Origin of the sequence: Bradyrhizobium genosp. SA-4 str. CB756, from assembly GCF_000473125.1 — a bacterium.
GTDB lineage: Bacteria > Pseudomonadota > Alphaproteobacteria > Rhizobiales > Xanthobacteraceae > Bradyrhizobium > Bradyrhizobium arachidis.
Genome location: NZ_KI421499.1, coordinates 2,033,801 through 2,057,290, shown reverse-complemented (window position 1 = coordinate 2,057,290; position 23,490 = coordinate 2,033,801). Strand labels below are relative to the sequence as shown.

Here is a 23,490-nt window from a genome sequence, read left to right as displayed (position 1 = left end):
GTGGACGGAAACAATTTTGACGGCCGTCAATGCGCCCGTCATCCGGCACGCGCTAAGCATCACCAAACGTCAATCGAAGCCAGATCGCGGGAGCATGTCATGACCAGCACGACGTTCACTGGCCCCTCGGACGCCCAAACCGATGCTGCCACGGCAGCGCTCGCTCCAACCTGGTGGCTGTTCCTGGTGCGAGGCATTCTCGGCATCACCTTCGGATGTCTCGCATTGATCTTTCCCGGCCCGACAATGCTGTCGCTGGTGCTCCTGTTCTCCGCGTACATGCTTGTCGATGGCGTGGCCGGGATCGTCTCGGCGGTCCGCGCGATGCGCCGCAGGGGCCGCTGGGGATTTCTGATCTTCGAAGGGCTGGTCAATATCGCCGTGGGCATCGGAGCCCTCCTCTGGCCGGGCCTTACCGTCCTTGCCTTCGTGTTACTGGTTGCCTCATGGGCGATCGTCACCGGCGGGTTGATGACGGTTGCGGGTTTTCGCCTCAACCTGGAGCATGGCCGGTGGTGGCTGGTCTTGAGTGGCGTTCTGTCGCTCGCATATGGCACGCTGCTTTTCTTCGCGCCATTAATCGGAGCTCTCGTCCTGACTTGGTGGATGGGCGCGTACGCCATCGCCTTTGGCATCGCCCTGATCGTATTCTCGTTCCGACTTCGAGCGCGGCAGCAGCAGGGGACCAATCCTACGGCCGTGAGCACGGCTGCCTAGGCGGACCTGAGATGACGCCACGACGATCGAGCCATCAAAGTCACAAGAGCCGGGCCAAAGCCCAGCCCGCCCGTGAAATTGAAACGACCGCGGTTGAGGACGAACTCGTCCTGATGAGCCTGATCCAAACGTTTCCGGCAAGCGATCCTCCCGCCTGGATACCCCTCGCCCGTGTTGGCGTTCCTGAGCGACGGGCCAAATCCAAGTCTGCCCGAAAACGGCATTGGTGACCGGCACAATCTCTCCGGCAAGGGCGGGTAGCGAAGAACAATCAACTTTCGCTCTGCGATCGCCGATCGCCGCTCCTGGGCGTTGCAGATCGAATTGGCGGAGGCAAACAGGACGCGCTCGTGGCGGAGACTCTCGAGCGCCCGCAACCTGGCCTCAGCATTGAAACTTTGAGCAGCGAACCGCTACATATCGCGCGCCTCTCGGCCGCCTGCCAGATGGTCGCTGCGCTCACTCTCGATTTGAACCAACCGCTCACAGCAATCATCAACTCGGTCAATGCTGCAAAGCGGTTACTACGTCAGCCTCATCATATCGCAGTAACAGCGCCGCACCGCGAAACCCGCTGCGAAAGTTGATGAGCATCATGGCTGGACGTGTGACACCTTCTAAGATTGGCGTTGATCGGTAGCGTGATGACCCGCCGATCCCACAATCCGCTTTGTACAGACCAGGAGCCAATCATGAGATCCGACCGTGAAATAGAACGCGACGTCCGCGAAGAGTTAAACTGGGATCCCGATCTTGATGCCGAGGACATCGCCATCTCAGTGAAGGATGGCGTGGTCACACTGGCTGGATTCACCAGAAGTTACAGTGACCGGCTGGAAGCCGAGCGCGCGGCGAAGCGCGTCGCGGGCGTGCATGCCGTCGCGAATGACATCGAGGTCCGCCTGCCGTCGATCGATCAAAGACCCGATCCGGACATCGCGCGCGATGCGATTGCCAGTCTGAAGGCTCAACTGCCCATTTCGTACGAAAATATCAAGGTCATCGTTAAAGACGGCTGGCTGACCCTCGAAGGTACGGTGGAATGGCAATATCAGAAAACCACGGCCGAAAATGCCGTGCGAAAGGTAAAAGGGGTCAAGGGCGTGACTAACGTCATCTCACTGAAGCCCAAGGTCGAGCCCACCGACATTCAGCGCAGGATCCAAGAGGCGTTCAAGCGGAATGCGGAGGTCGATGCCAATCGCATCACCGTCGAAACCCACGGCAGCGAGGTGATCCTGAAAGGCACCGTTCGCTCGTGGATCGAACGCGAGGAAGCCGAGCGTGTCGCATGGTCGGCACCGGGCATCACCCGTGTCGAAGACCGGATCGTGGTCAGTCCATGACGGCCGCGGCCTATTATCCGCACGCTAGTTGAAGTCTTCGAGGCAAAAAGGAGAATGCCATGAGGTCATTGGTTCCATTTCGTGAGAGCAGCGCGCCAATGCGACCGGATTTCGGGCTGTTCGGCCTGCATCGGGAGATCGATAGGCTGTTCAACGAGTTCGTGCAAGCAATAGCCCCAAACGACGGCACGAAGTCGCTCACCCCCAACATCGAAATCACCGAGACCGACGAGGCCGTTGAGGTCACCGCCGAGATGCCCGGCCTTGAACGCAAGGACGTCGAAATATTGATCGAGGATGATACCCTCACGATCCGGGGCGAGAAAAAGGTCGAGGAAAATCAGAAAGACAAGAACGTGCAGCACAGCGAGCGCATCTACGGTATGTTCATGCGTGTGCTACAGTTGCCTCCCGGCATTGATCCGTCCAGCGTCCAGGCAGCCATGTCCAACGGCGTCCTCAAGGTCACAATACCGAAACCGGCCAAGTCCATTCCGAAGAAGATCGAGGTCAAGGACGCCTCGCAGGCGGAGGCCAAGAAAGCCGCCTGAGCCGGGCGGCAGCGGGACGCGTAGGTAGCCGCCTCCTCCTCGACCCATGCGTCCGCATACGATCGCCGACAGCTCATCGCGGCGCCTCACTCCCTCATCCCCGCAGAAATTGCTGTCGCTTCTCGGAACCACCAAACCAAGCTGATCGAAAATGCCGAAGGCGCGCACACACCACCATGGCTGCGTGCTTCAATGGAATTCGTAGCGGAGTATGGCGGTGAGTGGAGCCCGGTTTGGTAGTTCATGCTGCTTGGCGCCCATGACTCTGGCGCCCGTGGACAGCGCCCGCCGCGCGACTTCGTCGACGACGCTGTAAGTTTCGGCATCATCAAAAGCTGAATATGTCACGCTGCCATCGAAGTCGCTGACGAGGCCGGGCACAACTGCATCAAGATCGACGACGAGCTGGTCGATGGCACCCGCAGTCGCAGCATGCGCCGCATAGGAAACGTCAGTGGTTGCACGTCGGGGCTTGAGCTCGTCGTAGCGCGCGATCACCGCTCTCAGTTCGCGGAAATAGAGACGGTCGAGAATCGGAATCGCTGTATCTCCCAGTTCGGCATCCGTCTTCCGGCCAGGGTTTCCTTCGATCGTCTCGTCGACCAGCCTTGAATACGTAGTAACGGACCGGAACATCGACGCGAGAGGCTCCTCCGCCGCAAGAGCCAGAGGTGGCGCATTGCGACCCGCAAGCAGGCTGCGGATGGCCTGCTCGACTTTCCTGACATACTGGTGCAGCAGGACCTTTTCGCCTTCGAGGTTCTGCAGTCTGCGGCGCGGGGCGCGTACGTGAAAGGACGGCCGCCGGGTCGCTTCCTCCGCGTTCTTGGGCAGGCCAGGAACCTGCAGCCGTTCTGGCGGAAAATTGGCGAAGGCGTGAATCAGCCGAACGCTCTCCTCCGCCAGTGCAAGCACGAAGATATCGTGCGGCGACGTCATCGCGCGGATCAGCGGCGTTAGATGGAAGCGGTCCGCGACTTCGGCGAGTGGCTTTGGCGAATCCGGCAGGCGGAACGTTCGCAGTTTGGAGGACGTGGCGAGCACCGCCAGTCCAGTAGACAGGTAATGCCAGAACGAATCGACCGGATCCGGCCATCGGCGCTGGAGCCTTCTGATCTTGTCTTCATCCTGGACATTGTGCTCTACGCCCGCGAGGTGATCGAACTGCCCCTCGAAGGCAACGATCTTGCTGTTGTCGACACCGCCTTCCCTGAGCTGAGATAGCGCGTCCCTGGCCAAGTCCTTGAACGCAGTACGATTAAGCGGGGCGTTACTCCCCAAGGGGGATGTCGGCAGATACAGGGAAACGCAGGTCTCGCCCTTGATCTGCGCCAGCGCCTTGAACTCCTCCAACGTCGGAATATCGATATGTAGCATCGGGCCCTCGCCGGCGGAACCTTCGTTCACCTGTAGCATGAGAGACCTTGACCGAAGCTCGGCACTCCGACATTGACGGCGATCAATCAAGGCGGCAATTCCAGCGCCCACGCGAAGACGCTACAGGCTACGAATCCGATCAGGGCGTGCCCCCATTCCAAGACCCCCCAGTCCCGCATCAGCCTGCGCAGCGGCGAAACCGGCTTCCCGAGTCGAACGGCGAACAGCCAGACGTTCACTGGCATCATTACAAAATAGGCATACGGCCAGCTTGCCAGAATCGTAGTGCCTCCAATGATCCAGCGAACGTCGCCACTCTGCCTGAACTGTACAAGAGCGATCGCGGCCGACAGCACGGCAACGGCCGACAGCACCAGGGTGCCGCGCCGATTGCTCAGTTTCCATTCCTCGATCATCGCACGAGTATTGAGCCCGAGTCGCGCTGGCTGCTCGACAAGGCCGATGTAAACCGTAGCGCCGAGAAAGGCGGCGGCGACAGCAAATGCGTAAAGACCGAGCCGCATCGATCGCACTCCTGGCGCAGGCGGTTATCGTACCCTTCGGTTATCGCAGCCTTCAATGCGACATGAACACCGGCACGGTCATCGACTTCATCATATCGCGGGTCACGCCGCCCAGAATGACTTCGCGCAGCCTCCCGTGGCCGTAACCACCCATTACGATCAGGGTCCCGGAATTATCTGCGACATAGGAAAGGATGGCATTGGTAACATCGACGTCAGGGGCCGCAACAGTCGCGATCTCGACCTTGACGTCATGATGCGCGAGGTGAGCTGCCATCTCGACACCGCGGACTTCGTTGTTCTCCGCGTTGGTCTTCCCGTTCAGCACGATCAAGAGATCTACAGCCGTCGCCTTCGCGAGCAGGGGCAACGCGTCGTTGAAGGCGCGCGCCGCCACACGGCTGCCATCCCAACAGCACACCACGCGATCGAGCTTCAACCCGTCCTTCTGGACGTAAGGCACAACGATCAGCGGACGCCCTGATTGGAACAGCGCCGTTTCGATCATGTCATCGTTGTTCGCGCGAGACGGCTCGGATTGTGTGAACACACTCAGATCGAAGCGCCGGGCGAGGACCGCAAAGATCGCGGGCGCCTCCGCTCCTATCGTCCTCAGCATCCGGTGCTCCACTGAAGCCAGGCCACGCGCGGCAGCCGCGTCGAAGCGTTCGATCGCGGCGAGCGCAGATCTCTCGCTGAGGGCGACCATCTGGGCCAGGATGTCAGGCGGAAGCTCCATCACGGTGTAACCCGGAAAATCAGGGGTGTAGGCGAAGGCAACACCGGCAAGGTGGGTGCCAAACATCTCCGCAATCGAAATGGCAAAATCGCAGGCCGGATCGCGGGTTACCTGATGCTCGAGATTGATGACAATGTCCTTGATCATCGAACCGTTCCAGCAAATATGCGATGCAGCCCTGAGCGCAGGTTCAAGACTGACGGCGCAACGGGCATTGATGACGATCAATCGGCGAGCCGCAATTTGAGCGATGCGATATAGCGGCGTACCGATACTCATTCCGACAGATCAAGGGGAAACCTGACGTCACCCTCGCCAGGCTTCCTTGCCGGACCGCCTTCCGAACGCGAGAGTGTCAGTAGCAATCCTCGATCCGGCGAACCCGCCACCTCCAACCGTCCCAAAAGCGTTCACGCCTAACCCGACAGTACGGCTCGAAATCGACGGGCTCATAGGCGTAGCTATAGTAGTATGGCCTCGGCGCTGCGAGTGCGGCGCCAATGAGTGCGCCCGCCGCTAGGCCACCGACTATCGGAGCGACGGGAACTCCATGATGCCATCGAGCGTCGGCCGGGGTTGAGCTTACCACCGAGCCGACTATCACGGTCGTGCCGACCGCGAGTGCAATCATTGTCTTCCTCATCATGAGACCTCCACTTCTTGATTGTGACGAATCAACGTCCGGTGTGTCGAGATCCCGGACGCCAGCCCGCAGCCACGCTGACTCTAGCCGCATGGAAAATGAACCACATTGGCGTCCGTCAAAAATCGCTTGCCGCCTGTGTCGTTTCGCCTCGCAATTCTGCACAAAGACAATTCGGAAATTGATCGTCGTCAGCGCGCCAATCCGCGAGGCGTCGCCGCCGACGCACGCACAGGCGACTGCTGCAAGCACCGGTGTCGCGTGGCGCCCGGTATACTGCGCGGTAGCTCCGAGGTCGCGTCAGCGGTTCGCGACCCAAAGAACGAGGCTGAACACCACGCTGATAAGTAGGCATGTCATCAGCGGGAAATAGAACGTCGTGTTTCCCCGCTCGATGACAATGTCGCCGGGCAGCCGCCCCAATCCGAGTTGGCTCAGATAGGGCCAAAGCAGGCCAACCACCAGGGTCAGCGCGCCTAGTAGGATCAGAATACGTGCCATCACTATCAATCCGTGCGCCGCCTAGTTGTCGCGGCGCTGGCCGAACAATTGGAGCAGCATCATGAAGAGATTGATGAAATCAAGGTAAAGTGCCAGCGCGCCGAGCACGGCCTTCTTGCCGGCCATTTCGCCGGTGTCCGATTCAAGATACATCTCCTTGATGCGCTGTGTGTCGTAGGCAGTGAGGCCTACGAACACGATGACGCCGATGATCGAGATAGCGAACTGAAGCGCGCTCGATCCGAGGAAGATATTGACGAGGGACGCGATCACGATACCGATCAGACCCATCATGAGGAACGATCCAAAGCGAGAAAGATCGGATCTGGTCGTATAGCCGTAGAGGCTCATCGCGCCGAAGGTCGCCGCCGTGATGAAAAACACACGCGCAATCGATTCCCCGGTGAACACAAGGAAGATGCCTCCCAACGACAACCCCATGACGGCGGCATAGAGCCAGAACAGCAGCATCGCCGTTCCTGCGGCCATACGCTGGATGCCGAAGCTCAAGACCAGCACGAAGCCGAGGGGCGCCAGCATGACAAGCCAAATCAGTGGCGTCGCCGCGATAGACTGATAGAAACCGGAAGCCGCGGCCAGGTAAGCCACGAGGCCGGTCAGCGCGAGGCCGCCGGCCATATAGCCGTAGACGCGCTGCATATGGGCCCGCAAACCGGCGTCGATCTCGGCGACTGACGGCGGAAAGCCCGCGCCCCGTGACTTGCGAGCATCAAAATCGTAATAGCTCATGGCTTACTCCTGTGCGGTTCATTCGACTGACCCAGCAGCCCTGAACGTCGGCTGCCGGCAGCCCTGCTAATGAGTATGCAATGCGCGCTCGTTCCGTACCTGGTCAGCGGTATAGGGCACAGCGTTTGGATCGAATGCCTGCCAGCCCGACCGGCGGTATAGCTCGCAACGTTCCTGAAGCCTTACCGCTGACCGGTTCATAATCGGCTCTATTCGCGGCACATCGACCGGAGGCACCCGCGCGGCGACCAATGTTCCCCCGCGGCGAACGCCCTCGGCAAAGACGTGCGCATCTTCTTCGCTGATGCCGGCATTGGTCAGCGCTCCCAGCAGGCCGCCGGTAACGCCCCCGATCGCCATGCTACCCAACATCGCTACAAGCCATCCCACACCCACCACGGCGCCGATGCCGGGAAGCGCCAGCATCGTAACGAGACTGGCAGCGGTCGCCGCCGTTGCGCCGATTGCAGCTCCAACGGCCGCACCCTCGAACTTTCCGTCGCGGGCGGTCTCGCTGCTCGTACCCTGTTTCCGCAAAGGCACAACATTCGCGCTCTCGGTAGCCCTGTACCAGGTGTCGGAATTGTTCGAGATCACGCTGGTCTCCGAAGGCGGCAGGCCCGCGACCTCAAGCGCGATGATGACCCGGCGTGCGTCAGCATAAGAATCATAGAGACGGCAGATAGTGATTCGCATGACACGCTCCCGCTGCGTGAACACGGATCGGCCACTTGCGGATTGGCAGGTGCCGTTAGCGCAGCTAATTCTTGTCCATTGCGAAGAAAGGTGACCTTGACAAGCGTCAACGGAACATGGCGGATTTCGTCGAGTTGCGCGCGGACCGTTGGCCCTCACTTGCGACGCTGAGGATTCGCGTTGGCCAGAGATGAGCGGTGCACCCCTGGGGAACAATCGTACTGCCTTTGCGCTCTACCTTCACGAGAAACGACCTCGCCGCGCCTGACAGCGTGTTACCGGTCCAGCGCTCACGCTGCAGCAAAGCGATCATCTACCTGCGGCAATCTCGCAGGATCCGGCTGACACCGCCGTTTGGACGGCTGCCTGCCAGTCTTGCCACGATATCGGATCGACTGGCGTCCCGTCGGCCCACTTCAAGCTACCGAGCAAAAATGCGATCTGCTCGACGGGCCTACCATGGCGACGCCAAACTGTCTCGAGAAAGACGCGGATCGCGTCATAGCCTTCAATCACCGTAATAGTATCGGTTGCTTTGAACGTGGCCATATCCAGTGACTCCGAGTTGCGCCCGTCATGCGGATTTCTGCCGCGTGGCGCAACAGTCCTAGCCTTCGGGACAAAATGCTTACTCTTCATCCGCCTCGCCACATTGACGGTTGTCAGCCGCTGAGCGCTGAAACATTTTTCTTCGATTGGCGGAACTTGATACTCATCGCGGCACTGACAAAGCTGGACAACGAGCTGGGTGCGAAGCGCATCGGAGCTGCGCATGGCCGACGACCTATTGATCAAGACACTAGTCGTGATCCTTGCCTCGGTCTGCGCCATAAGCCTAGTCGCGCGTCTGAGATTTCCGGCGGCCGGGGGTTACCTGCTGGCAGGTTTGGTGATCGGACCGCACGGTTTGCAACTGATCGCCGCGAGCGATGAAGCAAGGTTTTTGGCCGAGCTCGGCATCATTTTCCTCATGTTCATGGTGGGCCTTGAGTTTTCGCTCTCGGCAATGATTACCGCACGCCGCGACGTTTTCGGCGCCGGCAGTCTGCAAGTCGGGTTTACCGTTTTTGTCGTGACGGGAATTGCGGCGCTTTCGGGTATGAGCCTATCCGGCGCGGTGCTGCTCGGTGGTGCAGTTGCGATGTCATCGACAGCCATCACGCTCAAGCAATTGGTCGACCAGGGAGAGGTCAGCAGCCAACAAGGCCGCCTTGTGCTGGGAATACTGCTCTTTCAGGATCTTGCCGTCCTTCCCTTTCTCGTTGTGCTGGGTGGGTGGCAACCAGTCGGTGGGTCGGAACCGTTGGGAGCACTGCGCCAGCTCGCAACAGCGACGATTGCACTCGGCGCCGCGGCTTTCGTCTGCAAACCGGTTTTTCGCACCTGGCTTACCTGGGTTGCCCGGACGCACTCGGCGGATCTTTTTCTGCTCACCATTCTGTTGCTCGCGCTCGGTACGGCGTTCGTTGGACATGTCGCCGGTCTTTCCGGGCCGATCGGAGCATTCCTCGCCGGTATGGTGGTCGGCGAAAGCGACTTCCGTCATCAGGTAGAGGACGATATCCGACCCTTTCGTGACATCCTGTTGGGCCTATTCTTCGTCACCGTCGGCATGGAGGTGGATCCCTCAACCGTTGTTGTGGCGCCCATGAGCGTCCTAGCCTGGATAGCCGTATGCGTGCCAGGAAAGGCCTTCGTCATGATCCAGGTTGGTGCAATCATGCGCTGGCCAGCACCGGTCGCAGTACGAGCTGCCCTTATTCTGGCACACGGCGGAGAAGCCGGTTTACTTCTACTCACACAGGCGATGCGAGTGAATGCCCTGGAAGCGAACGTTGGGCAGCCCGCTCTCTTGGCCCTAGCGGCGTCCATGGCGCTCGGCCCAATGCTGATTCAAGAGAGTTCGCGATTTGCGGAACTCGTTCGCGGTGCTTCACATCGCCTCAAAGCACGTGCCGAAGAGGCTGCCATCCGCGAGGAAAGCCGAGATCTCAGTGATCACGTTATTCTGTGTGGTTGCGGACGCGTGGGTCGCCCAGTGGCGCTCGTGCTGGATGCCGCAAAAGCTCCTTACATCGCTATCGAGTTTGACCTAACGCGCTTTCGCAGGGCAAAGACGTCCGGACACAAGGTCGTCTTCGGGGACGCGGGCCGCAAACGGGTTATCGAAGCTGCCGGCGTCGCCCGAGCGCGCCTCGTCGTCGTAACCTTCGATCGACGTCATTTGATTGAACGCATTCTTCACTATGTGCGCCAGCAAAATCCAGCGGCAGCCTCCGTCGTAAGTGCAGCCGATGATCAGGAAATCTCATCGCTGGCGCTGGCGGGAGCCAGCACCGTGTTTCCAGAGAACATTGCGGCGGGCCTCGCGCTGGCTGACCAAGTGCTTCTTGTTTGCGGTTTCTCCCAGGATAATGCTGCAAACATCATCACTGCAGTTCGAGCCGAACTCCATCCGGAACTGCGTGGGCACGTCGGCCGCTGAACTGCGAAACCCCGCGCGTTGGAAACTAGACCAGGCACAGGTCCAGCCGCAACGTTCGGACAACACTATTGCAAAGCCCATGCTGATGCGCTGGTTACTCTCACCGCGCTCGATTTCCTAAGTGCAATTTGGTGCACGCCTCCCAAAGAGCAACGATGTAATGATCCCGCTTGCCAAAATGATCGCCACGGCACCGAGCGTAAAAAACATGCTGGTCCGCCCTTCAACGAGAACGTCTTTCAGCAATAGCTTGATCCCGATCAGCACCAGGAGCAGCCCAAGCGAGGTTCTGAGATAACGAAACCGCTCGACGGCTCCGGCCAGCGCGAAATAGAGTGAACGCAAGCCGAGCAACGCCATGATATTGCTCGTGAACACCAGGAACGACTCGCGCGTGATGGAAAAAATCGCCGGGATGGAATCCAGAGCAAAGATCAAATCAGACGCTTCGATCATGATCAATGCCAGCGCAGGCGGCGTAAGGGCCAGCTGCCCTCTTCGCATCACGACAAATCGTTCACCCGCGAATTTCGGGAAGACAGGAAAGAAACGCCTTATCCATATGATGGTCGGACTCTTTTCAATATCCGGGGGGTGTCCAACCAGCCCCATCCTGACACCGCTGACAATCAAGAACGCGCCGAAAATGTAGAGAATCCAGTCGACACGCTCGATTAACGCGGTGCCGGCAAGGATCATCGCGGCGCGCATGATCACTGCACCCAAGATTCCCCAATATAGTACGCGATGCTGAGACGCGATCGGAATGCGGAAGTACGAGAAAATCAACGCGATGAAAAAGAGATTGTCCAGGCCCAGCGATTTTTCGATCAGGAAGCCTGTAAAGAATAAAACCGCGGCCGTTTGTCCGTCTGGTTCACTCCCGGCAAGATCGAGCCCGAACCAATGATTCTCATAGAGAAAAAAGATCACAACATTGAAAGCGAGAGCGACGGTGATCCACCCCGCGCTCAATATCAGCGCCTCCTTGAAGGCTATTGTGCGAGTCTCGCGATGAAATACCCCGAGATCCAATGCCACCAAGAAGAATACGAAAAGAATGAATGCCACCCACAGCCACATCAGGAACCCTCCAGATTTCGAAGATCCTTAAGTGCTGGCGCCGCGCCTCCATTTTTGTGCTTACTGCACTTACCGGACCAATCTTACGGGGTCCCCTGCGCTCCGCATTGACAGAGGCCAAGCGGCGAAGGAACTCTGTGGAGGATGAGACTGCCAGCCCCTGCCACGCTAACGAATCGACCCACGCGGCAGATGCCGCTCCTCCGATCGGCAGCCGCGGCTGCATTCAGACACGCTGCCGGCCAGGTCGAGGCTTTGCTGGTTTTCCCTCCCTGATCTCCTTCATGCTGCGGCCGGTAAGAACAGAGCGATCGAAACGTGCGCTCTCGATGTCCCACGACGGGTCAGCGTACTCGTCGTGACTTTTGACAAGCAACCAATAGTCTCTTCGAGCAGAACTCATGGATCGATTTTTGGTTTGGATTAACGTGAAACCGCCGCGCAGTTTATCTCCCTGCAGCACAATTTGAACTTTGCCGCGGGCCAGTTGCTCCTCTGGCGGCTGATTTTCCAGTGCCTCATACTTTCCCAAGTCCCAGACCATCACGATCCCTGCTCCGTATTGGCCGGGTGGGATCACGCCTTCGAACTTCGCATATTCGAGCGGATGGTCCTCCGTCCTTACGGCCAAGCGCTTGTCCGCAGGGTTCATTGAAGGGCCTTTTGGCACTGCCCAGGATGCCAAAACCCCATTTACGGCGAGCCGGAAATCATAGTGAAGCCGGCTGGCAGCGTGTTTATGAACCACAAAGGCACGCGTGCGATCGCGTCGCCGCACTTGCCCGACCGGTTCGGGCGTTTCCGCAAAGGCTCTTTTGCTTCGATATGCTGCGAGCGACACCTGTTGTCCTTTAGACCGATTTAGAGTTCCGCCGGCGGTATTGGCGATTTCGCCTCATCGCACATCAGCCCTCACGCACGACATCCACCGGCCGCTTGTCATCCCGCAGGCCGAGAAATCGAGGGTGTCTTAGCTTGCCTCCTACTGTCCACTCGGTGAATCCGATCTGCACGACGAGCTTCGGCTTCACCCAATGCACGCCGCGCCGCGGCAACCCATCCTCGGCAAAGGGGGAAATCGGCGTCTCCAGCCGAGCGAGCTTTTTGCCAAGACGCCGCAGCAGATCGTCGGCGAACCCCGTCCCTACCTTCCCGGCATAAACGAGCTTTCCACTCCGGAAGTAACCCAGCAGCAACCCTCCGAACCCGCGGCGGGTCCCCCGTGGATCGGTGTAACCGCCAATGACGAACTCCTGTTCTCGCTTGCACTTGAATTTGAGCCAATCGCGCGTTCGCCTGGACACGTACACACTGTCCGCGTTCTTTGCGATGATACCTTCCCCTCCCGTCCGACACGACTGTCGGTAGCAATCCTCGCCTTCAGTCGTGCGATGTTCCGTGAACCGCAAGGCGTCTTGGAAGTCAAAAGCCTGGCGAAGTACCTGCTTTCGGTACCGGAGCGGAACCCGCCGGATGTCGTAACGGTCCAGGTAGAGCAGGTCGAACAGATAGAACCATACCGGCACCTTACGAATCAGCTCGGTCGGCGGACGCTCCACCTGCATGCGAGCTTGCAGCTTTGCGAAGCTGGTGTTCTGGCCATCGAACGCGACAATCTCGCCATCCGCAATAAAGGACGTGGCTTCCTGCTGATGCATCGCCAGAATCACCTCGGGATATTTTGCATTCAGTCGAATTCGATTCCGGGAAAAGAGATTCAGATTGCGACCATTGCGAAAAGCGAGGCAACGCTCCCCGTCCCATTTCGGTTCAAATAACCATCCCTGTCGCGAGAAGACCTCATTCGTGAGCGTCGCCAACATGGGCGCAACCCATTTTGGCTGCGCGCGCCTTTGAAGCCGGGCCCTAGCGTCAGTGGGTAGTCGGTCGAGCAGATCGCCGAACATCGGGCTCTCACCTTGACCTCGCAAGAAGTCGCTAGACACCATCGTGTTACCTCACCGGAAGGGCTCCCAATCGTCTAAAGCGACGAACACGTTTTCCGATTTTGGCGTTCAGCAAGAACCCGCTCCTGCCAACCTGGCACGACTCTTCCCGCACGGTTGATCGCGACATCCTGATTTGTTGCGTCGCCGATCTGATCAACGAGATCGCAGTGGAGCGCAAGCGTAGCCGTGTCGTAGTACGTACTGACTAGCGTCGACCTGGCCTCCGATCTTGCGGTGAGCATCGCCAGGAGCACGCGCGTCACCTTTTCCAACTTCTCCGCGGCGCGTCGAGTTTCAGTTTGAACTCGGTTAAAATGGGACTTCTCCTTGCACGCACTCAGGATCATGCGCACTGGGGGCCTCCAAGGGGCCACGAACCCGTGCTAAATTCTCACGCCCGGCTCCGTCAGTGCTGCCGCAGACGATTCCTGCACAAAATTGTCGAGAACAGCAGCCGCACCCGCAGCAACAAAGCCGGCGACAACGCATGCGACGACGAACGCACGCATTTTATTTCTCCTAATTCCGGTTACATCGAACGCAAGGTGACACTAACCCGTTCCGCTATTGCTCGCGCTCTCTTCCTACTTTCCGATGCGGGGACGTCTTCTGATCACGTTGGCGCTTGACGAAAGGACGATCGACATGATGCTCGGCGATGAACTGGGCGACAATTTTCACAACGTCGGGCGGCATTGGTATGGATTCCACATAGTTGGTATCCGCGTTAGTGAACCCTTCTCCCTCGGCTGGATCGGCCGTTACGGCGAGGATTTCATACGGCCCTCGCTCCGACGCAACTGGACGCAAGGCTGTCCATAACGCCGGTGTTCCCGACGCTAGGTTGTCGTGATAGCTGGCAGTCTCGGTTCGGTGCAGTTCGATCACGGCTTGACCTACAAAAAACAAGGTCGTGTCCTCTCGCGTGTCAACGCGTGTCCACGGAGAGGCCAATGGTGTTCCGGCAAGCACTGAAACCGGTCCCCACAGAAAGTCTGCCCAGACGCTTTTCGCCTTGCGCCGTTCAACCAAGACGCCAACCGGAATCACCGCAAGAGCTGTTGATCTCATTGAAACGCCTCCCTTCGGAGCGCCGGCAATTTCTCATGCAGAGTGACGATGAGCCAGATGCGCCGCGCCGGCTGGAATCGAAGCGCGCCGTCCCGCCAACGTTCATTCCGCCGCAGTCGCCGAAGGCGGTCTCAACCGGACTTCATTTGCGAGTTGTTGAGCGATCCAGTGATCGTGGTGTTCTTTAGCCCAGTTGAGATCGACCTCGCCGGTACCCATGGCCTCGAACGCACCCTCCATTCCGATCGTACCGATATAGATGTGGGCCAAGATCAGGGCGATGAACAGAACGGCTACCACAGTATGAACGATCTGCGCGAGTTGCATCCCGGCGATGCTAAGACCAAAAAAGGGAAACAGCATCAAGAACCCCGATACGGAGACCGCAGCGCCGCCCGCCATCGAAAGCCAATAGACAAGCTTCTCGCCAAAGTTAAAGCGTCCGGCTGGGGCATGTTTGTTCTTGATGAAACCCCCTCCCTGCTTGATCCAGTCGAGGTCAATTTTTTGGAAAAGGTTGTCCCTGAAGAAGATAACGACAAGGAGGACGAGGCCGATCGCAAACGAGAAGCCTGTGAAATCGTGCACGTACTTTGCCGCCTGCGAGACGAGCGTGAAGGCCTCCGGGCCGATCACCGGCAACAGCAAAACTTTGCCGAAGGTGAGGTTAAGGCCGGTCAAGGCAAGAACGACGAACGACACCGCCGTCAGCCAATGCGCAAATCTCTCAAACGCCTTGAAGCGGACGATTTTCTTTCCCGAGCGCCCCTCGGCAATCCGGATCTGTCCCACACTCAAGTACGCCAATCCAAGGATCGCGATGGTACCGAGGATTATGACCGCGCTGGCCCGATGCAGTAGCACCTCATGGACATACTGCCACGTTCGTCCAGCCGGTTCGATCAAAACACCGGCCCTGGGGTCGGGAATATCTACCCGACCTTCGACACGGGGGGCCTGCTTCAGAAGCGTCTGCTCATCGATGACGCTGGCTGTTGGGTTAGGGGCGCCATCCGGGCCGCGTTTTTGCGCTTGGGTCGGAACCGCCGCGCCAATCGAAAGGAGGGCGACTGCGACGACAAGACGGCGAACACGCACGGGAAACGCCATGACGACCAACCTCTCCGCATTTCCACCTAACACTTCACTGCCCACTCCGCGTTGCGGTTCAAACTCGAACTGCCTCGCCATAAGCAGTCATCCAACCCCATGCGCCAGAACCGTAACCGCGCTTGAATACTCGTTCCTTGTAGATCTGAGCTATGACTTCGCCGTCACCGGCCAGCAACGACTTGGTCGAGCACATCTCGGCGCACATCGGTAACTTGCCCTCGCCGAACCGGTTCGATCCGTATTTTGCGAATTCCTCGGCGCTGCCCGGCGCTTCGGGTCCGCCGCCGCCGGCGCAGTAGGTGCATTTATCCATCTTGCCGCGCGAGCCGAAATTGCCGACCTGCGGATATTGCGGCGCGCCGAATGGGCACGCATAGAAGCAGTAGCCGCAGCCGATGCACAGATCCTTCGAATGAAGCACGACGCCGTCTTCGGTCGGATAGATGCAGCTGACCGGACAGACGGCCGCGCAGGGCGCATCGGTGCAGTGCATGCAGGCCATCGACACCGAGCGCTCGCCGGGCTTGCCATCGTTGATGGTGACGACCCGCCGGCGGTTGATCCCCCAAGGCACCTCGTTCTCATTCTTGCATGCGGTCACGCAGGCGTTGCAGTCAATGCATCGTTCCGCATCGCAAAGGAATTTCATACGCACCATCGCCTTCATCCTTTCCTTCCGCCCGGATCTGGCGATGGGTCGCCTTCGGCTCCTGCATGACCGTCGCTGGATCGTAGCCGCAGGTCGTACGTGCTCATGCTCTCGCCGACCACTGGGATATTCAACAGCCCTGGTGGTCGCCGGCTCCCGTATCACGGGCAACCGGCCGCAGCTTCCGCACCGCCAATCGCAAAGCGAAGCAGGTCGCGCTGGACCAACTTCGTCACAACATAATTACCCTGTCGAAAAGATTCGAGCGCTAAAGCTGACTGGGTTTCGCTTTCCAACTGGACTTAGCGCTTTGGCAACGGATCTGAAAATGACGGACGTCAATTACGAAAGATCAAACAGATCCCGACGACGACGGCCGTTCCATAGAATGTGGCGGCGACCTAGATCGCAGCGGCGACGATCAGGATCAGCAAGGCACGTCCTGCATTGATGGACATTTGACGTTTGTCAACGACATTTTCGTCGGGCAATACCATGATGCTAAGAACTCGACTGCGGTACGTAGATGCGAACGCTCGCAAATTGCGATCCTTGATCGATTCTAGGTTCATCTTGATCCTAGCGTAGCAATCGAGAGCTGGTGCCCGCCTATGATTCATTCAGTGATCGTGCGAATTGTCGATTTCTGCGCTCGCAATCGGTGGACGATCGTTATTGCCGGCGCGCTGCTGATGCTTGGAGCCGCGGCCTTTGATGCGGCCCGCTTCTCGATCAATACTGACACAGAGGATTTGATTTCCCAGGATCTGCCATGGCGTCAGCGCGAGCTCGAATTGTCCAAGGCTTTTCCGAGGAAAGGCATTCTGGTTGTCGTGAAAGCGACGGCCCCTGAAAACGCCGCGCGAGCGACTAGCGCGCTGGCGCAGGCCCTCTCGAAAAACCCTGATCTGTTTCCCACCGTGGAATTACTCGACAGCGGGGATTTTTTCGAACGCAATGGATTATTGTTCGAGTCTCCGGCCGATGTCAAAAGGACCGCGGAGGGATTGACGAGAGCCGAGCCGCTCATTGCGGCGCTCGCAAGCGATCCGAGTCTGCGCGGCGTTATGACGGCGCTCTCGTTTGCGGCCGAGGGCATCCGGGCAGGCCAACTCACGCTGGATCAGCTTGCGTGGCCTCTGTCATTGGCAGATCGAACACTCAGCCAGATTTTGTCCGGGAAGCCGGCCACATTTTCCTGGCAGGAACTGTTGGAAAATCAGCCGCCGCCGACAAGGCGGCTGCGGCACCTTATTGGAGTTCAGCCCACGCTCGATTTTGCCGCGCTTCAGCCTGGTCACAAGGCGGAAGACGGAATACGGCAAGCAGCCTCCGATCTGGATCTGCAAAACGAATTCGGCGCGACCGTTGATCTAACCGGTGAGGTGCCGATGAATGATGATCAATTCTCGGTCATCAGATACAGCGCTGTGCGCGACACGCTGACGGCGGTGTTCGGCGTTCTGATCATTCTCTGGCTGGCTCTTCGTTCCTGGAAAATCATTGCTGCGGTCTTCTTCAGCCTGATAGCCGGGCTTGCGGCGACGGCCGCTCTCGGCCTCGTTCTGGTCACCTCCTTCAATTTGCTCTCGATCGCATTGTTCGTGTTGTTTGTCGGCCTCGGAGTAGATTTCGCCATCCAGTTCAGCGTGCGCTATCGCGCCGAACGGCACGAGCACCCTGACTTGTACGACGCTCTGCGATCGGCTGCCCGCAAGGCGGGCGATCAGCTCTCATTGGCTGCCGCGACCACCGCCATCGGATTTTTCGCATTTCTGCCCACCAACTATCGCGGCCTGTCGGAGTTGGGCCTGGTCGCCGGTTGCGGCATGCTGGTCGCATTCGCCTGCAGCATCACATTGGTACCGGCGAGCCTGGCGCTGCTCAAACCTCCAGGCGAGCCCGCGCCGGTTGGCTTTCGAAGCCTCGCACCGCTCGACAATTTCCTTCAACGGCATCGCATTGCGGTAATCGTTGGCACGTTTCTCGTCATTCTCGCCGGTATACCGCTGTTGTTCCATTTGGAGTTCAACTTCAATCCAGTCGATCTGCAAAATCCGAACTCTCCCTCCGTGGTGGCCTATCGTGAATTACAGAGCGAGCCGGAAGCCAGCGGCAACGACGCTCAGGTATTGGCGCCGTCACTCGAAAGGGCGGATGAAACGGCCAAACGTCTGGCTGCACTTTCCGAAGTCTCACGAACATTGACGCTGAGCAGTCTGATCCCAGCCGATCAAGACGAGAAAATTGCCGCGTTGAAGGCCGCCTCGAAACAGCTTGGCCCAGCCCTCAATCCTTCGATGCGGCGGCCTGGCCCGAGCGATCGGGAGAATGTTGCTGCGATTCAAAAGGCAGCCGACGTTCTTGGCCTGGCCGCAGGAAACGGAAACGACTCCGGCGCCGAGGCCGCACGGCATGTTTCGGATTTGCTGAGGCGCCTCGCGAGCGCAGATGCCGTCATTCGGGCCAAGGCTAACGCCGCGATGGTGCAACCGCTGATTTTCGATCTCGACCTTCTACGCAAATCTCTTGTTCCGGAAGTGGTGACTATCAAGACGATGCCGCCAGATCTCCTGCGCAATTGGGTATCGTCCGACGGGAGAGCCCGCGTTCAGGTGCTGCCAAGCGGCGATCCGAACGATACCAACGTGCTGCGCAATTTCGCGATCGCAGTACTTCGTGTTGAACCGTCGGCGGCGGGGGGTTCGATCAGCTTCTATGAAGCCGCGAGGACAATCATGTCAGCTTTTGTCGAAGCAGGTGTTCTGGCAATCGCTGCGATCGCCATTCTGCTTCTTATAGCGCTGCGCCGCTTCACTGATATGCTGCTGACACTCATCCCCCTCCTCCTTGCCGGCGTCCTTACGCTCGAGGCTTGCGTGCTGATTGGCGTCTCGCTCAATTTCGCAAATATCATCGCACTTCCGCTGCTGCTCGGCGTCGGCGTCGCATTCAAGATCTACTACATCATGGCGTGGCGCGCCGGAAGAATCGGTCTGCTACAATCGACGCTGACCAGGGCGGTACTATTCAGCGCCATGACCACCGCGATTGCGTTCGGGAGCATGTGGGCGTCGAGCTATCCCGGCATGTCGAGCATGGGCAAGCTGATGGCCTTGTCGCTGCTGTGCACGATGTGGGCCGCGGTGTTCTTCCAGCCGGTTCTGATGGGGCCGCCGCGGCAAGTGAAGGTATATTCTGATCAGGACGCAAACTGGCGCCAAGCCGCGGAATAGGCGTCAGTGCCACCACAAGACTTCGACGCAAAGCCGACGACGACGCGCTCGGAAAGACATGCGCGAAATGGACGCGGAAGTCCTTTCTGCGGTTCGAGTCCCATTCTGAAGTTCGCCGGCGCGGCAGGAGAAATGCGACGATGGGCACGGCACTCCGGTCAATGGAGTTCTGACGGCCGTCAAGGAGAACTCCATTGGCGATCCCCATCATGGAATCATCCATCCTGAATTGACGATGATATGTTAACCAGGACAACTCTCACGACAACGACACTGGCCATATTCGTGGCCGCCGTCCTGCATTCCTCGGTACCAAGTGATGCCCTACAAAGCCCCTTCTCAGGCTTGAACGTGAGTTGGTCGGGCGACGGCTTCATCAAACTGGCTAGTGGCCAACGTGAACGCCTACGCTGCCGGGTGACCTGTGGCGTCACCGAAAGCGATACACGACTGCAGCAATGCGCAAGCGACAGCTACCGATTCGATGTCGATAGCAAACATTGTTTCAGAAGGCGGGGCACTGCATGGAACCTGAAGCGAAACCAACCGCAACGCCTCCGCGTAGTGTTTCCGGCCGCGTGAGTAGTGGCGAGATCCGGGCTAGAATTGACGGTGCCGGATTTTCAACCCGTTTGGCCCTGAATACGCAAGATGACCGGCAATCCGTGGTGATTGGGTCGCTGGGTCACGATATCACTGAAGTCTCTGTCGCGATCGCGCTCGCCAGAACAAGGTGAGGGAGAACTCGATCTCCCCACTATCGGTAGAACGGCTTGCCGCCCACCCGCTGTGCAAGTCTGCCCAAAACCGTCACCGTCGGCCGTAGGATCAAGAGGTCTGCGGCCAACGCCGCGAGCATGGCGAACGCGCTCAACCAACCGAACAGGCGGAGCGATGGCAGACCCGAGAAGACGGTTACAATCAGGCCACACGCAAGCACGATGGACGTCAGAATTAAAGGCGGACCAACCAGGACGGTTGCCCGCTCAACGGCAACGGCCGGATCCTCATACGGTCGTTCCTCGTGCCGTAGCCGGTTCAAAAAGTGAATGGTAGCGCTCAGGCCCAATCCAAAAGATACCGTCAGCGCCACGACGCTCGCGAACTGCAGGCCTTCTCCCAGAACCCATAACACCAATCCAGAGAGCACGATCGGGAATATTCCGGGCAGGATGCTCGCCAGCATGACAACGAACGAGCGGAACGCGAGACCGATGAAGGCGGCGACAAACAGGAACTCAACCGTCAGACCTCTGTTCAACTTGTTGATCATGAGGGCGCTGTTACGGGCGGCAATAGCCGACAGGCCCGTCACGGCTATTTTGTAGCTCGGATGCTTTGCGCGGACAGCATCCAGAGCTTTGTCGAGGCCTTCAATGACGGGCAGAAGCTGACTGGAATCGACGTCCGGAACGCGGCCGGAAACCAGAACGGCGTCCTGTTCCGCAGAAATGAAGCGACGCGTCAGATATTCGGGCAAGATATCGACATACTGCTTCAGCGTCGCCACGTCGGACCTGCCCATCTTCTCCGCAAGCCAGCGCCGCAGTGTCTCTAGCGACCATACATTGGCGATGCCAGGCTGCTTGTCGAGGGTCGCATGCACCTCCGCTATCACGGCAAGCGTTTCCGGATCATAAAGTGATTTGCCGTCGGGAACCTTGATCAGGATATCGATCGGATTGGCACCATTGAGCTTCGCATCGAGACGATGGCTCGCGGCAACGGCCTGCTCCCTGTCGGGCACCTGATCGGCCAATCGATAGCGAGGTTGAAGATTGGCGTAGACTAGTCCAAGGCCGCCGACAACCAGGACGCCGAGCAGGCTGTACAGCCCCGGCCGACTCACCATCCGGGCAGCAACCCAGAAACAGAAACGCCGCAACACGTCTAAAGCGGAGTCCGCGCCTCTGACTTCCACAACAAACATCCCTTCGTTCCGGACGAGCAGAACACCGAGAAGCGGCACCAATATCAGAACCGCGAACATGGCAATCAGAGTTGCGACCAGGCCAGCCTCGCCGAACGTCCGGATCAGATGGGATTCTGAAAATTGCAGCGCAATAAACGAAAGACCAGCGGTCACATGCGTCAGTACGCATGCCGGCCCCACCACAAGCATGGCGTTGCGAAATGCCTCGAACCTCCCCTCGCCCTGTAGCAGCCGGTCGCGGCCTGCGAACGTCAATTGCATGCTGTCCGAAAAACTGATCACCATGATCAGCGGCGTCATGACGTTGAGAAACATGTTGAGGCGAAAATCAAGCCAGCCAAGAGCGCCGAGAGCCAGCACGATGGCGATCAACGGTGGGGCGGCGGCGATGATCATGAATGACAACCGGCGGAAGAAAAGGATGGCGATCAAAGCTCCAGCTGCGAATCCGAATGCATTGTAGAGCAGCCGATCGCGCTCCACGGCATTGCGGATCTCGAGCTGCATGACCGGTACTCCGGACAGGCGAGCGGTAAGTCTGCTGCCGGCCAGGTCATTATCGATTGTTTTCTGTATTTCGCCGATGACGTCGCGCAAACGGCTGCTCGCAACGACATCCGGGTCCAGTGCGAGCACAATGAGCGTCAATTGTCCATCTTCGGACAGCAATTTACCGCGAATGATCTCGTTGTTCAGTACGCGCTGGACCAGCCGGTCATATTCGGCGCCGGCAGGAAGCTGGTCCGGAAACAGCGGCGCGGGCAAGTCGGTGCCCTTTGGCGGCTCGCGCGCTGAAAACAACGAGATAATCCCTCTTGTGCCTTCGATCAGTTGCAGGCCGGTGACTAGATCGCGCAGCTTTTCGACCGAATCGCGCACCAGCAGATCTTTGCCCTCCACCACGATGAGGACGTCGAATTCGTTCGACGGGAAGCGCCGCGTCACTTCTTCGAACGTCCTGAACTCGGGTGTCTCGGACCGGAACAGCTGGCTAAGGGAGTCATCGACCTTGATGCGCGCTATCCCGAATGCTCCCGCTATCAACAGCACGACGGTGGCAAGCCCAACGAGCCATGGAAAACGTAGCGAGACCAGACCGATGCGCTCCAGACCGTATGCGATGCTTCGCGAGGCGCTGATTGGACGCGAGTTGGGCTCTGGCTCTGTATATCGCAACGTATCCATGTTCGGTGCCCTGCGAGATGAGCATCCACGCGGCCAGCCGGACTTTGCCGCGAGCCTTCAGTTACGCTCTCCAGTCTACGACCGTGCCCTGCGCCGCGACCATGACGGGCATCAAATCCATGCTCCCAAGCGATCGATCTCGATTTTCAGTTCATCGTCCCTGCTCGCGCGTTCGGAGCTTCGGCTTGATGGTCGTCAGCGTTATCACACTCCCTGCGACGGAGCACGTCGGGCCGGCCCACCCGGTCCCAGTGGCTTTACGCGGCCACGATGAGATAGCGCTTGAACCAATCGCACGCCAAGCGCGCTACTTCATCCAGTGCTCCGGGTTCTTCGAACAAATGCCCTGCTGCCCTTACAATCGCCAATTGCTTTTCGCAACGCAGCTGCGCGAGAGCGGCTCGGTTTAGCTCAAGCACTTTCTTGTCGTCTTCTCCGACAATCAATAACGTTGGAGCCCGAACGCGCGTCAAGGCCGCATCGGCCAGGTCCGGACGGCCGCCGCGCGAAACAACTGCGCCTACTGGATCGGGGCGGATCGCTGCGGCCGCCAGCGCGGCTGCGGCCCCGGTGCTGGCGCCGAAATAGCCTATCGTGAAGTTCTTGGTATCGGGGAACTGGATAAGCCAGTCGGTTATATCGACGAGCCTCTCGGCGAGCAGATCGATGTCGAAGCGCAAGTGCGCCGTGCGCGCATCGACCACTTCCTCGTGCACTGTTAACAGGTCGATCAGCAGGGTTGCCAGTTTCGCCTCGTTGAGCACACGGGCCACATACCGGTTGCGGGGGCTGTGGCGGCTGCTGCCGCTCCCATGGGCGAAAAGCACCACCGCACCTGCGTCCTCCGGGATGGTCAGATTGCCGTTGAGCGTCACGGAGCCAGCAGGGACGCTGACCAATTGTCTCTCAATCATGTGAGCTGCGGGACTGTTCATGGCATGC

General features: G+C 58.8%; 22 protein-coding genes. 5 read left to right on the top strand and 17 right to left on the bottom strand.

What is annotated here, in order from left to right:
- Nucleotides 1-99 precede the first annotated feature (99 nt).
- The 3 genes from BRAGE_RS0110200 to BRAGE_RS0110190 all read left to right on the top strand — a co-directional run bounded on the left by BRAGE_RS0110200 (nt 100) and on the right by BRAGE_RS0110190 (nt 2,614).
- On the top strand, nt 100-717 hold the full coding sequence (locus BRAGE_RS0110200; protein WP_027563674.1) for an HdeD family acid-resistance protein: 618 nt from the start codon (nt 100-102) through the stop codon (nt 715-717).
- 692 nt (nt 718-1,409) lie between these two features.
- Complete coding sequence (locus BRAGE_RS0110195) at nt 1,410-2,063, top strand: BON domain-containing protein (RefSeq protein WP_027563673.1); 654 nt, start codon at nt 1,410-1,412, stop codon at nt 2,061-2,063.
- Nucleotides 2,064-2,122: 59 nt separating this feature from the next.
- Nucleotides 2,123-2,614 (top strand): Hsp20/alpha crystallin family protein, encoded by a 492-nt coding sequence (locus BRAGE_RS0110190; RefSeq protein ID WP_027563672.1) that lies wholly within the window; start codon nt 2,123-2,125, stop codon nt 2,612-2,614.
- Between the two features lie 189 nt (nt 2,615-2,803).
- Here BRAGE_RS0110190 and BRAGE_RS0110185 read toward each other — a convergent pair whose 3' ends face one another.
- The 7 genes from BRAGE_RS0110185 to BRAGE_RS0110155 form a co-directional block, all read right to left on the bottom strand.
- Nucleotides 2,804-3,991, bottom strand: a complete 1,188-nt coding sequence (locus tag BRAGE_RS0110185) for a hypothetical protein (protein ID WP_027563671.1) — start codon at nt 3,989-3,991, stop codon at nt 2,804-2,806.
- 86 nt (nt 3,992-4,077) lie between these two features.
- On the bottom strand, nt 4,078-4,515 hold the full coding sequence (locus BRAGE_RS0110180) for an anthrone oxygenase family protein (RefSeq protein ID WP_027563670.1): 438 nt from the start codon (nt 4,513-4,515) through the stop codon (nt 4,078-4,080).
- Nucleotides 4,516-4,567: 52 nt separating this feature from the next.
- Complete coding sequence (locus tag BRAGE_RS0110175) at nt 4,568-5,533, bottom strand: universal stress protein (RefSeq protein WP_347336540.1); 966 nt, start codon at nt 5,531-5,533, stop codon at nt 4,568-4,570.
- A 664-nt stretch (nt 5,534-6,197) separates the two neighbouring features.
- Nucleotides 6,198-6,398: a DUF2905 domain-containing protein gene (locus BRAGE_RS0110170; RefSeq protein WP_027563668.1), complete on the bottom strand. Its 201-nt coding sequence runs from the start codon at nt 6,396-6,398 to the stop codon at nt 6,198-6,200.
- Between the two features lie 21 nt (nt 6,399-6,419).
- The gene (locus tag BRAGE_RS0110165; RefSeq protein WP_027563667.1) at nt 6,420-7,148 is read right to left on the bottom strand and encodes a Bax inhibitor-1/YccA family protein; all 729 of its coding nucleotides are present in this window, start codon (nt 7,146-7,148) and stop codon (nt 6,420-6,422) included.
- Nucleotides 7,149-7,214: 66 nt separating this feature from the next.
- Nucleotides 7,215-7,844, bottom strand: coding sequence for a hypothetical protein (locus tag BRAGE_RS0110160; RefSeq protein ID WP_027563666.1), 630 nt, complete (start codon nt 7,842-7,844; stop codon nt 7,215-7,217).
- A 309-nt stretch (nt 7,845-8,153) separates the two neighbouring features.
- Nucleotides 8,154-8,618 (bottom strand): hypothetical protein, encoded by a 465-nt coding sequence (locus BRAGE_RS0110155; protein ID WP_027563664.1) that lies wholly within the window; start codon nt 8,616-8,618, stop codon nt 8,154-8,156.
- Here BRAGE_RS0110155 and BRAGE_RS0110150 point away from each other — a divergent pair.
- Entirely contained in the window at nt 8,617-10,329 is a 1,713-nt protein-coding gene (locus tag BRAGE_RS0110150; protein ID WP_027563663.1) for a cation:proton antiporter domain-containing protein, read from the top strand. The genes BRAGE_RS0110155 and BRAGE_RS0110150 overlap by 2 nt on opposite strands.
- Nucleotides 10,330-10,446: 117 nt before the next feature.
- On the opposite strand, the gene BRAGE_RS48275 is transcribed toward BRAGE_RS0110150, so the two are convergent.
- The 8 genes from BRAGE_RS48275 to fdh3B form a co-directional block, all read right to left on the bottom strand.
- A complete protein-coding gene (locus tag BRAGE_RS48275; protein WP_035729559.1) occupies nt 10,447-11,412 on the bottom strand; it encodes a TerC/Alx family metal homeostasis membrane protein in 966 nt (321 codons plus the stop codon).
- 226 nt (nt 11,413-11,638) lie between these two features.
- Nucleotides 11,639-12,253: a DNA polymerase ligase N-terminal domain-containing protein gene (locus BRAGE_RS52640; RefSeq protein ID WP_051377782.1), complete on the bottom strand. Its 615-nt coding sequence runs from the start codon at nt 12,251-12,253 to the stop codon at nt 11,639-11,641.
- Nucleotides 12,254-12,317: 64 nt separating this feature from the next.
- A complete protein-coding gene (gene ligD, locus BRAGE_RS0110135) occupies nt 12,318-13,319 on the bottom strand; it encodes a non-homologous end-joining DNA ligase (RefSeq protein ID WP_027563662.1) in 1,002 nt (333 codons plus the stop codon).
- Nucleotides 13,320-13,393: 74 nt separating this feature from the next.
- Nucleotides 13,394-13,714, bottom strand: coding sequence for a hypothetical protein (locus BRAGE_RS0110130; RefSeq protein WP_035729557.1), 321 nt, complete (start codon nt 13,712-13,714; stop codon nt 13,394-13,396).
- Nucleotides 13,715-13,744: 30 nt separating this feature from the next.
- Complete coding sequence (locus tag BRAGE_RS57565) at nt 13,745-13,870, bottom strand: hypothetical protein (RefSeq protein ID WP_283808059.1); 126 nt, start codon at nt 13,868-13,870, stop codon at nt 13,745-13,747.
- Nucleotides 13,871-13,925: 55 nt separating this feature from the next.
- On the bottom strand, nt 13,926-14,432 hold the full coding sequence (locus BRAGE_RS52635) for a DUF3305 domain-containing protein (RefSeq protein ID WP_084334884.1): 507 nt from the start codon (nt 14,430-14,432) through the stop codon (nt 13,926-13,928).
- Nucleotides 14,433-14,534: 102 nt separating this feature from the next.
- Nucleotides 14,535-15,542: a formate dehydrogenase subunit gamma gene (locus tag BRAGE_RS0110120; protein ID WP_027563659.1), complete on the bottom strand. Its 1,008-nt coding sequence runs from the start codon at nt 15,540-15,542 to the stop codon at nt 14,535-14,537.
- Nucleotides 15,543-15,600: 58 nt separating this feature from the next.
- Nucleotides 15,601-16,203, bottom strand: a complete 603-nt coding sequence (fdh3B, locus tag BRAGE_RS0110115; protein ID WP_027563658.1) for a formate dehydrogenase FDH3 subunit beta — start codon at nt 16,201-16,203, stop codon at nt 15,601-15,603.
- 602 nt (nt 16,204-16,805) lie between these two features.
- Here fdh3B and BRAGE_RS48265 point away from each other — a divergent pair.
- Nucleotides 16,806-19,430, top strand: coding sequence for an MMPL family transporter (locus BRAGE_RS48265; RefSeq protein WP_035729554.1), 2,625 nt, complete (start codon nt 16,806-16,808; stop codon nt 19,428-19,430).
- 757 nt (nt 19,431-20,187) lie between these two features.
- Here BRAGE_RS48265 and BRAGE_RS48260 read toward each other — a convergent pair.
- Together BRAGE_RS48260 and BRAGE_RS0110095 are read right to left on the bottom strand one after the other, a co-directional pair.
- Nucleotides 20,188-22,548, bottom strand: a complete 2,361-nt coding sequence (locus BRAGE_RS48260; protein WP_051377780.1) for an efflux RND transporter permease subunit — start codon at nt 22,546-22,548, stop codon at nt 20,188-20,190.
- 257 nt (nt 22,549-22,805) lie between these two features.
- On the bottom strand, nt 22,806-23,483 hold the full coding sequence (locus tag BRAGE_RS0110095) for a dienelactone hydrolase family protein (RefSeq protein ID WP_027563657.1): 678 nt from the start codon (nt 23,481-23,483) through the stop codon (nt 22,806-22,808).
- Between the last annotated feature and the right edge of the window lie 7 nt (nt 23,484-23,490).

Bases quoted from the DNA above. Each gene is read 5' to 3' on its own strand.
- BRAGE_RS0110200 (WP_027563674.1), top strand. From the start codon at position 100: ATGACCAGCACGACGTTCACTGGCCCCTCGGACGCCCAAACCGATGCT.
- BRAGE_RS0110195 (WP_027563673.1), top strand. From the start codon at position 1,410: ATGAGATCCGACCGTGAAATAGAACGCGACGTCCGCGAAGAGTTAAAC.
- BRAGE_RS0110190 (WP_027563672.1), top strand. From the start codon at position 2,123: ATGAGGTCATTGGTTCCATTTCGTGAGAGCAGCGCGCCAATGCGACCG.
- BRAGE_RS0110185 (WP_027563671.1), bottom strand. From the start codon at position 3,991: ATGCTACATATCGATATTCCGACGTTGGAGGAGTTCAAGGCGCTGGCG.
- BRAGE_RS0110180 (WP_027563670.1), bottom strand. From the start codon at position 4,515: ATGCGGCTCGGTCTTTACGCATTTGCTGTCGCCGCCGCCTTTCTCGGC.
- BRAGE_RS0110175 (WP_347336540.1), bottom strand. From the start codon at position 5,533: ATGAGTATCGGTACGCCGCTATATCGCATCGCTCAAATTGCGGCTCGC.
- BRAGE_RS0110170 (WP_027563668.1), bottom strand. From the start codon at position 6,398: ATGGCACGTATTCTGATCCTACTAGGCGCGCTGACCCTGGTGGTTGGC.
- BRAGE_RS0110165 (WP_027563667.1), bottom strand. From the start codon at position 7,148: ATGAGCTATTACGATTTTGATGCTCGCAAGTCACGGGGCGCGGGCTTT.
- BRAGE_RS0110160 (WP_027563666.1), bottom strand. From the start codon at position 7,844: ATGCGAATCACTATCTGCCGTCTCTATGATTCTTATGCTGACGCACGC.
- BRAGE_RS0110150 (WP_027563663.1), top strand. From the start codon at position 8,617: ATGGCCGACGACCTATTGATCAAGACACTAGTCGTGATCCTTGCCTCG.
- BRAGE_RS0110155 (WP_027563664.1), bottom strand. From the start codon at position 8,618: ATGCGCAGCTCCGATGCGCTTCGCACCCAGCTCGTTGTCCAGCTTTGT.
- BRAGE_RS48275 (WP_035729559.1), bottom strand. From the start codon at position 11,412: ATGTGGCTGTGGGTGGCATTCATTCTTTTCGTATTCTTCTTGGTGGCA.
- ligD (WP_027563662.1), bottom strand. From the start codon at position 13,319: ATGTTCGGCGATCTGCTCGACCGACTACCCACTGACGCTAGGGCCCGG.
- BRAGE_RS57565 (WP_283808059.1), bottom strand. From the start codon at position 13,870: ATGCGTGCGTTCGTCGTCGCATGCGTTGTCGCCGGCTTTGTTGCTGCG.
- BRAGE_RS52635 (WP_084334884.1), bottom strand. From the start codon at position 14,432: ATGAGATCAACAGCTCTTGCGGTGATTCCGGTTGGCGTCTTGGTTGAA.
- BRAGE_RS0110120 (WP_027563659.1), bottom strand. From the start codon at position 15,542: ATGGCGTTTCCCGTGCGTGTTCGCCGTCTTGTCGTCGCAGTCGCCCTC.
- fdh3B (WP_027563658.1), bottom strand. From the start codon at position 16,203: ATGGTGCGTATGAAATTCCTTTGCGATGCGGAACGATGCATTGACTGC.
- BRAGE_RS48265 (WP_035729554.1), top strand. From the start codon at position 16,806: ATGATTCATTCAGTGATCGTGCGAATTGTCGATTTCTGCGCTCGCAAT.
- BRAGE_RS48260 (WP_051377780.1), bottom strand. From the start codon at position 22,548: ATGGATACGTTGCGATATACAGAGCCAGAGCCCAACTCGCGTCCAATC.
- BRAGE_RS0110095 (WP_027563657.1), bottom strand. From the start codon at position 23,483: ATGAACAGTCCCGCAGCTCACATGATTGAGAGACAATTGGTCAGCGTC.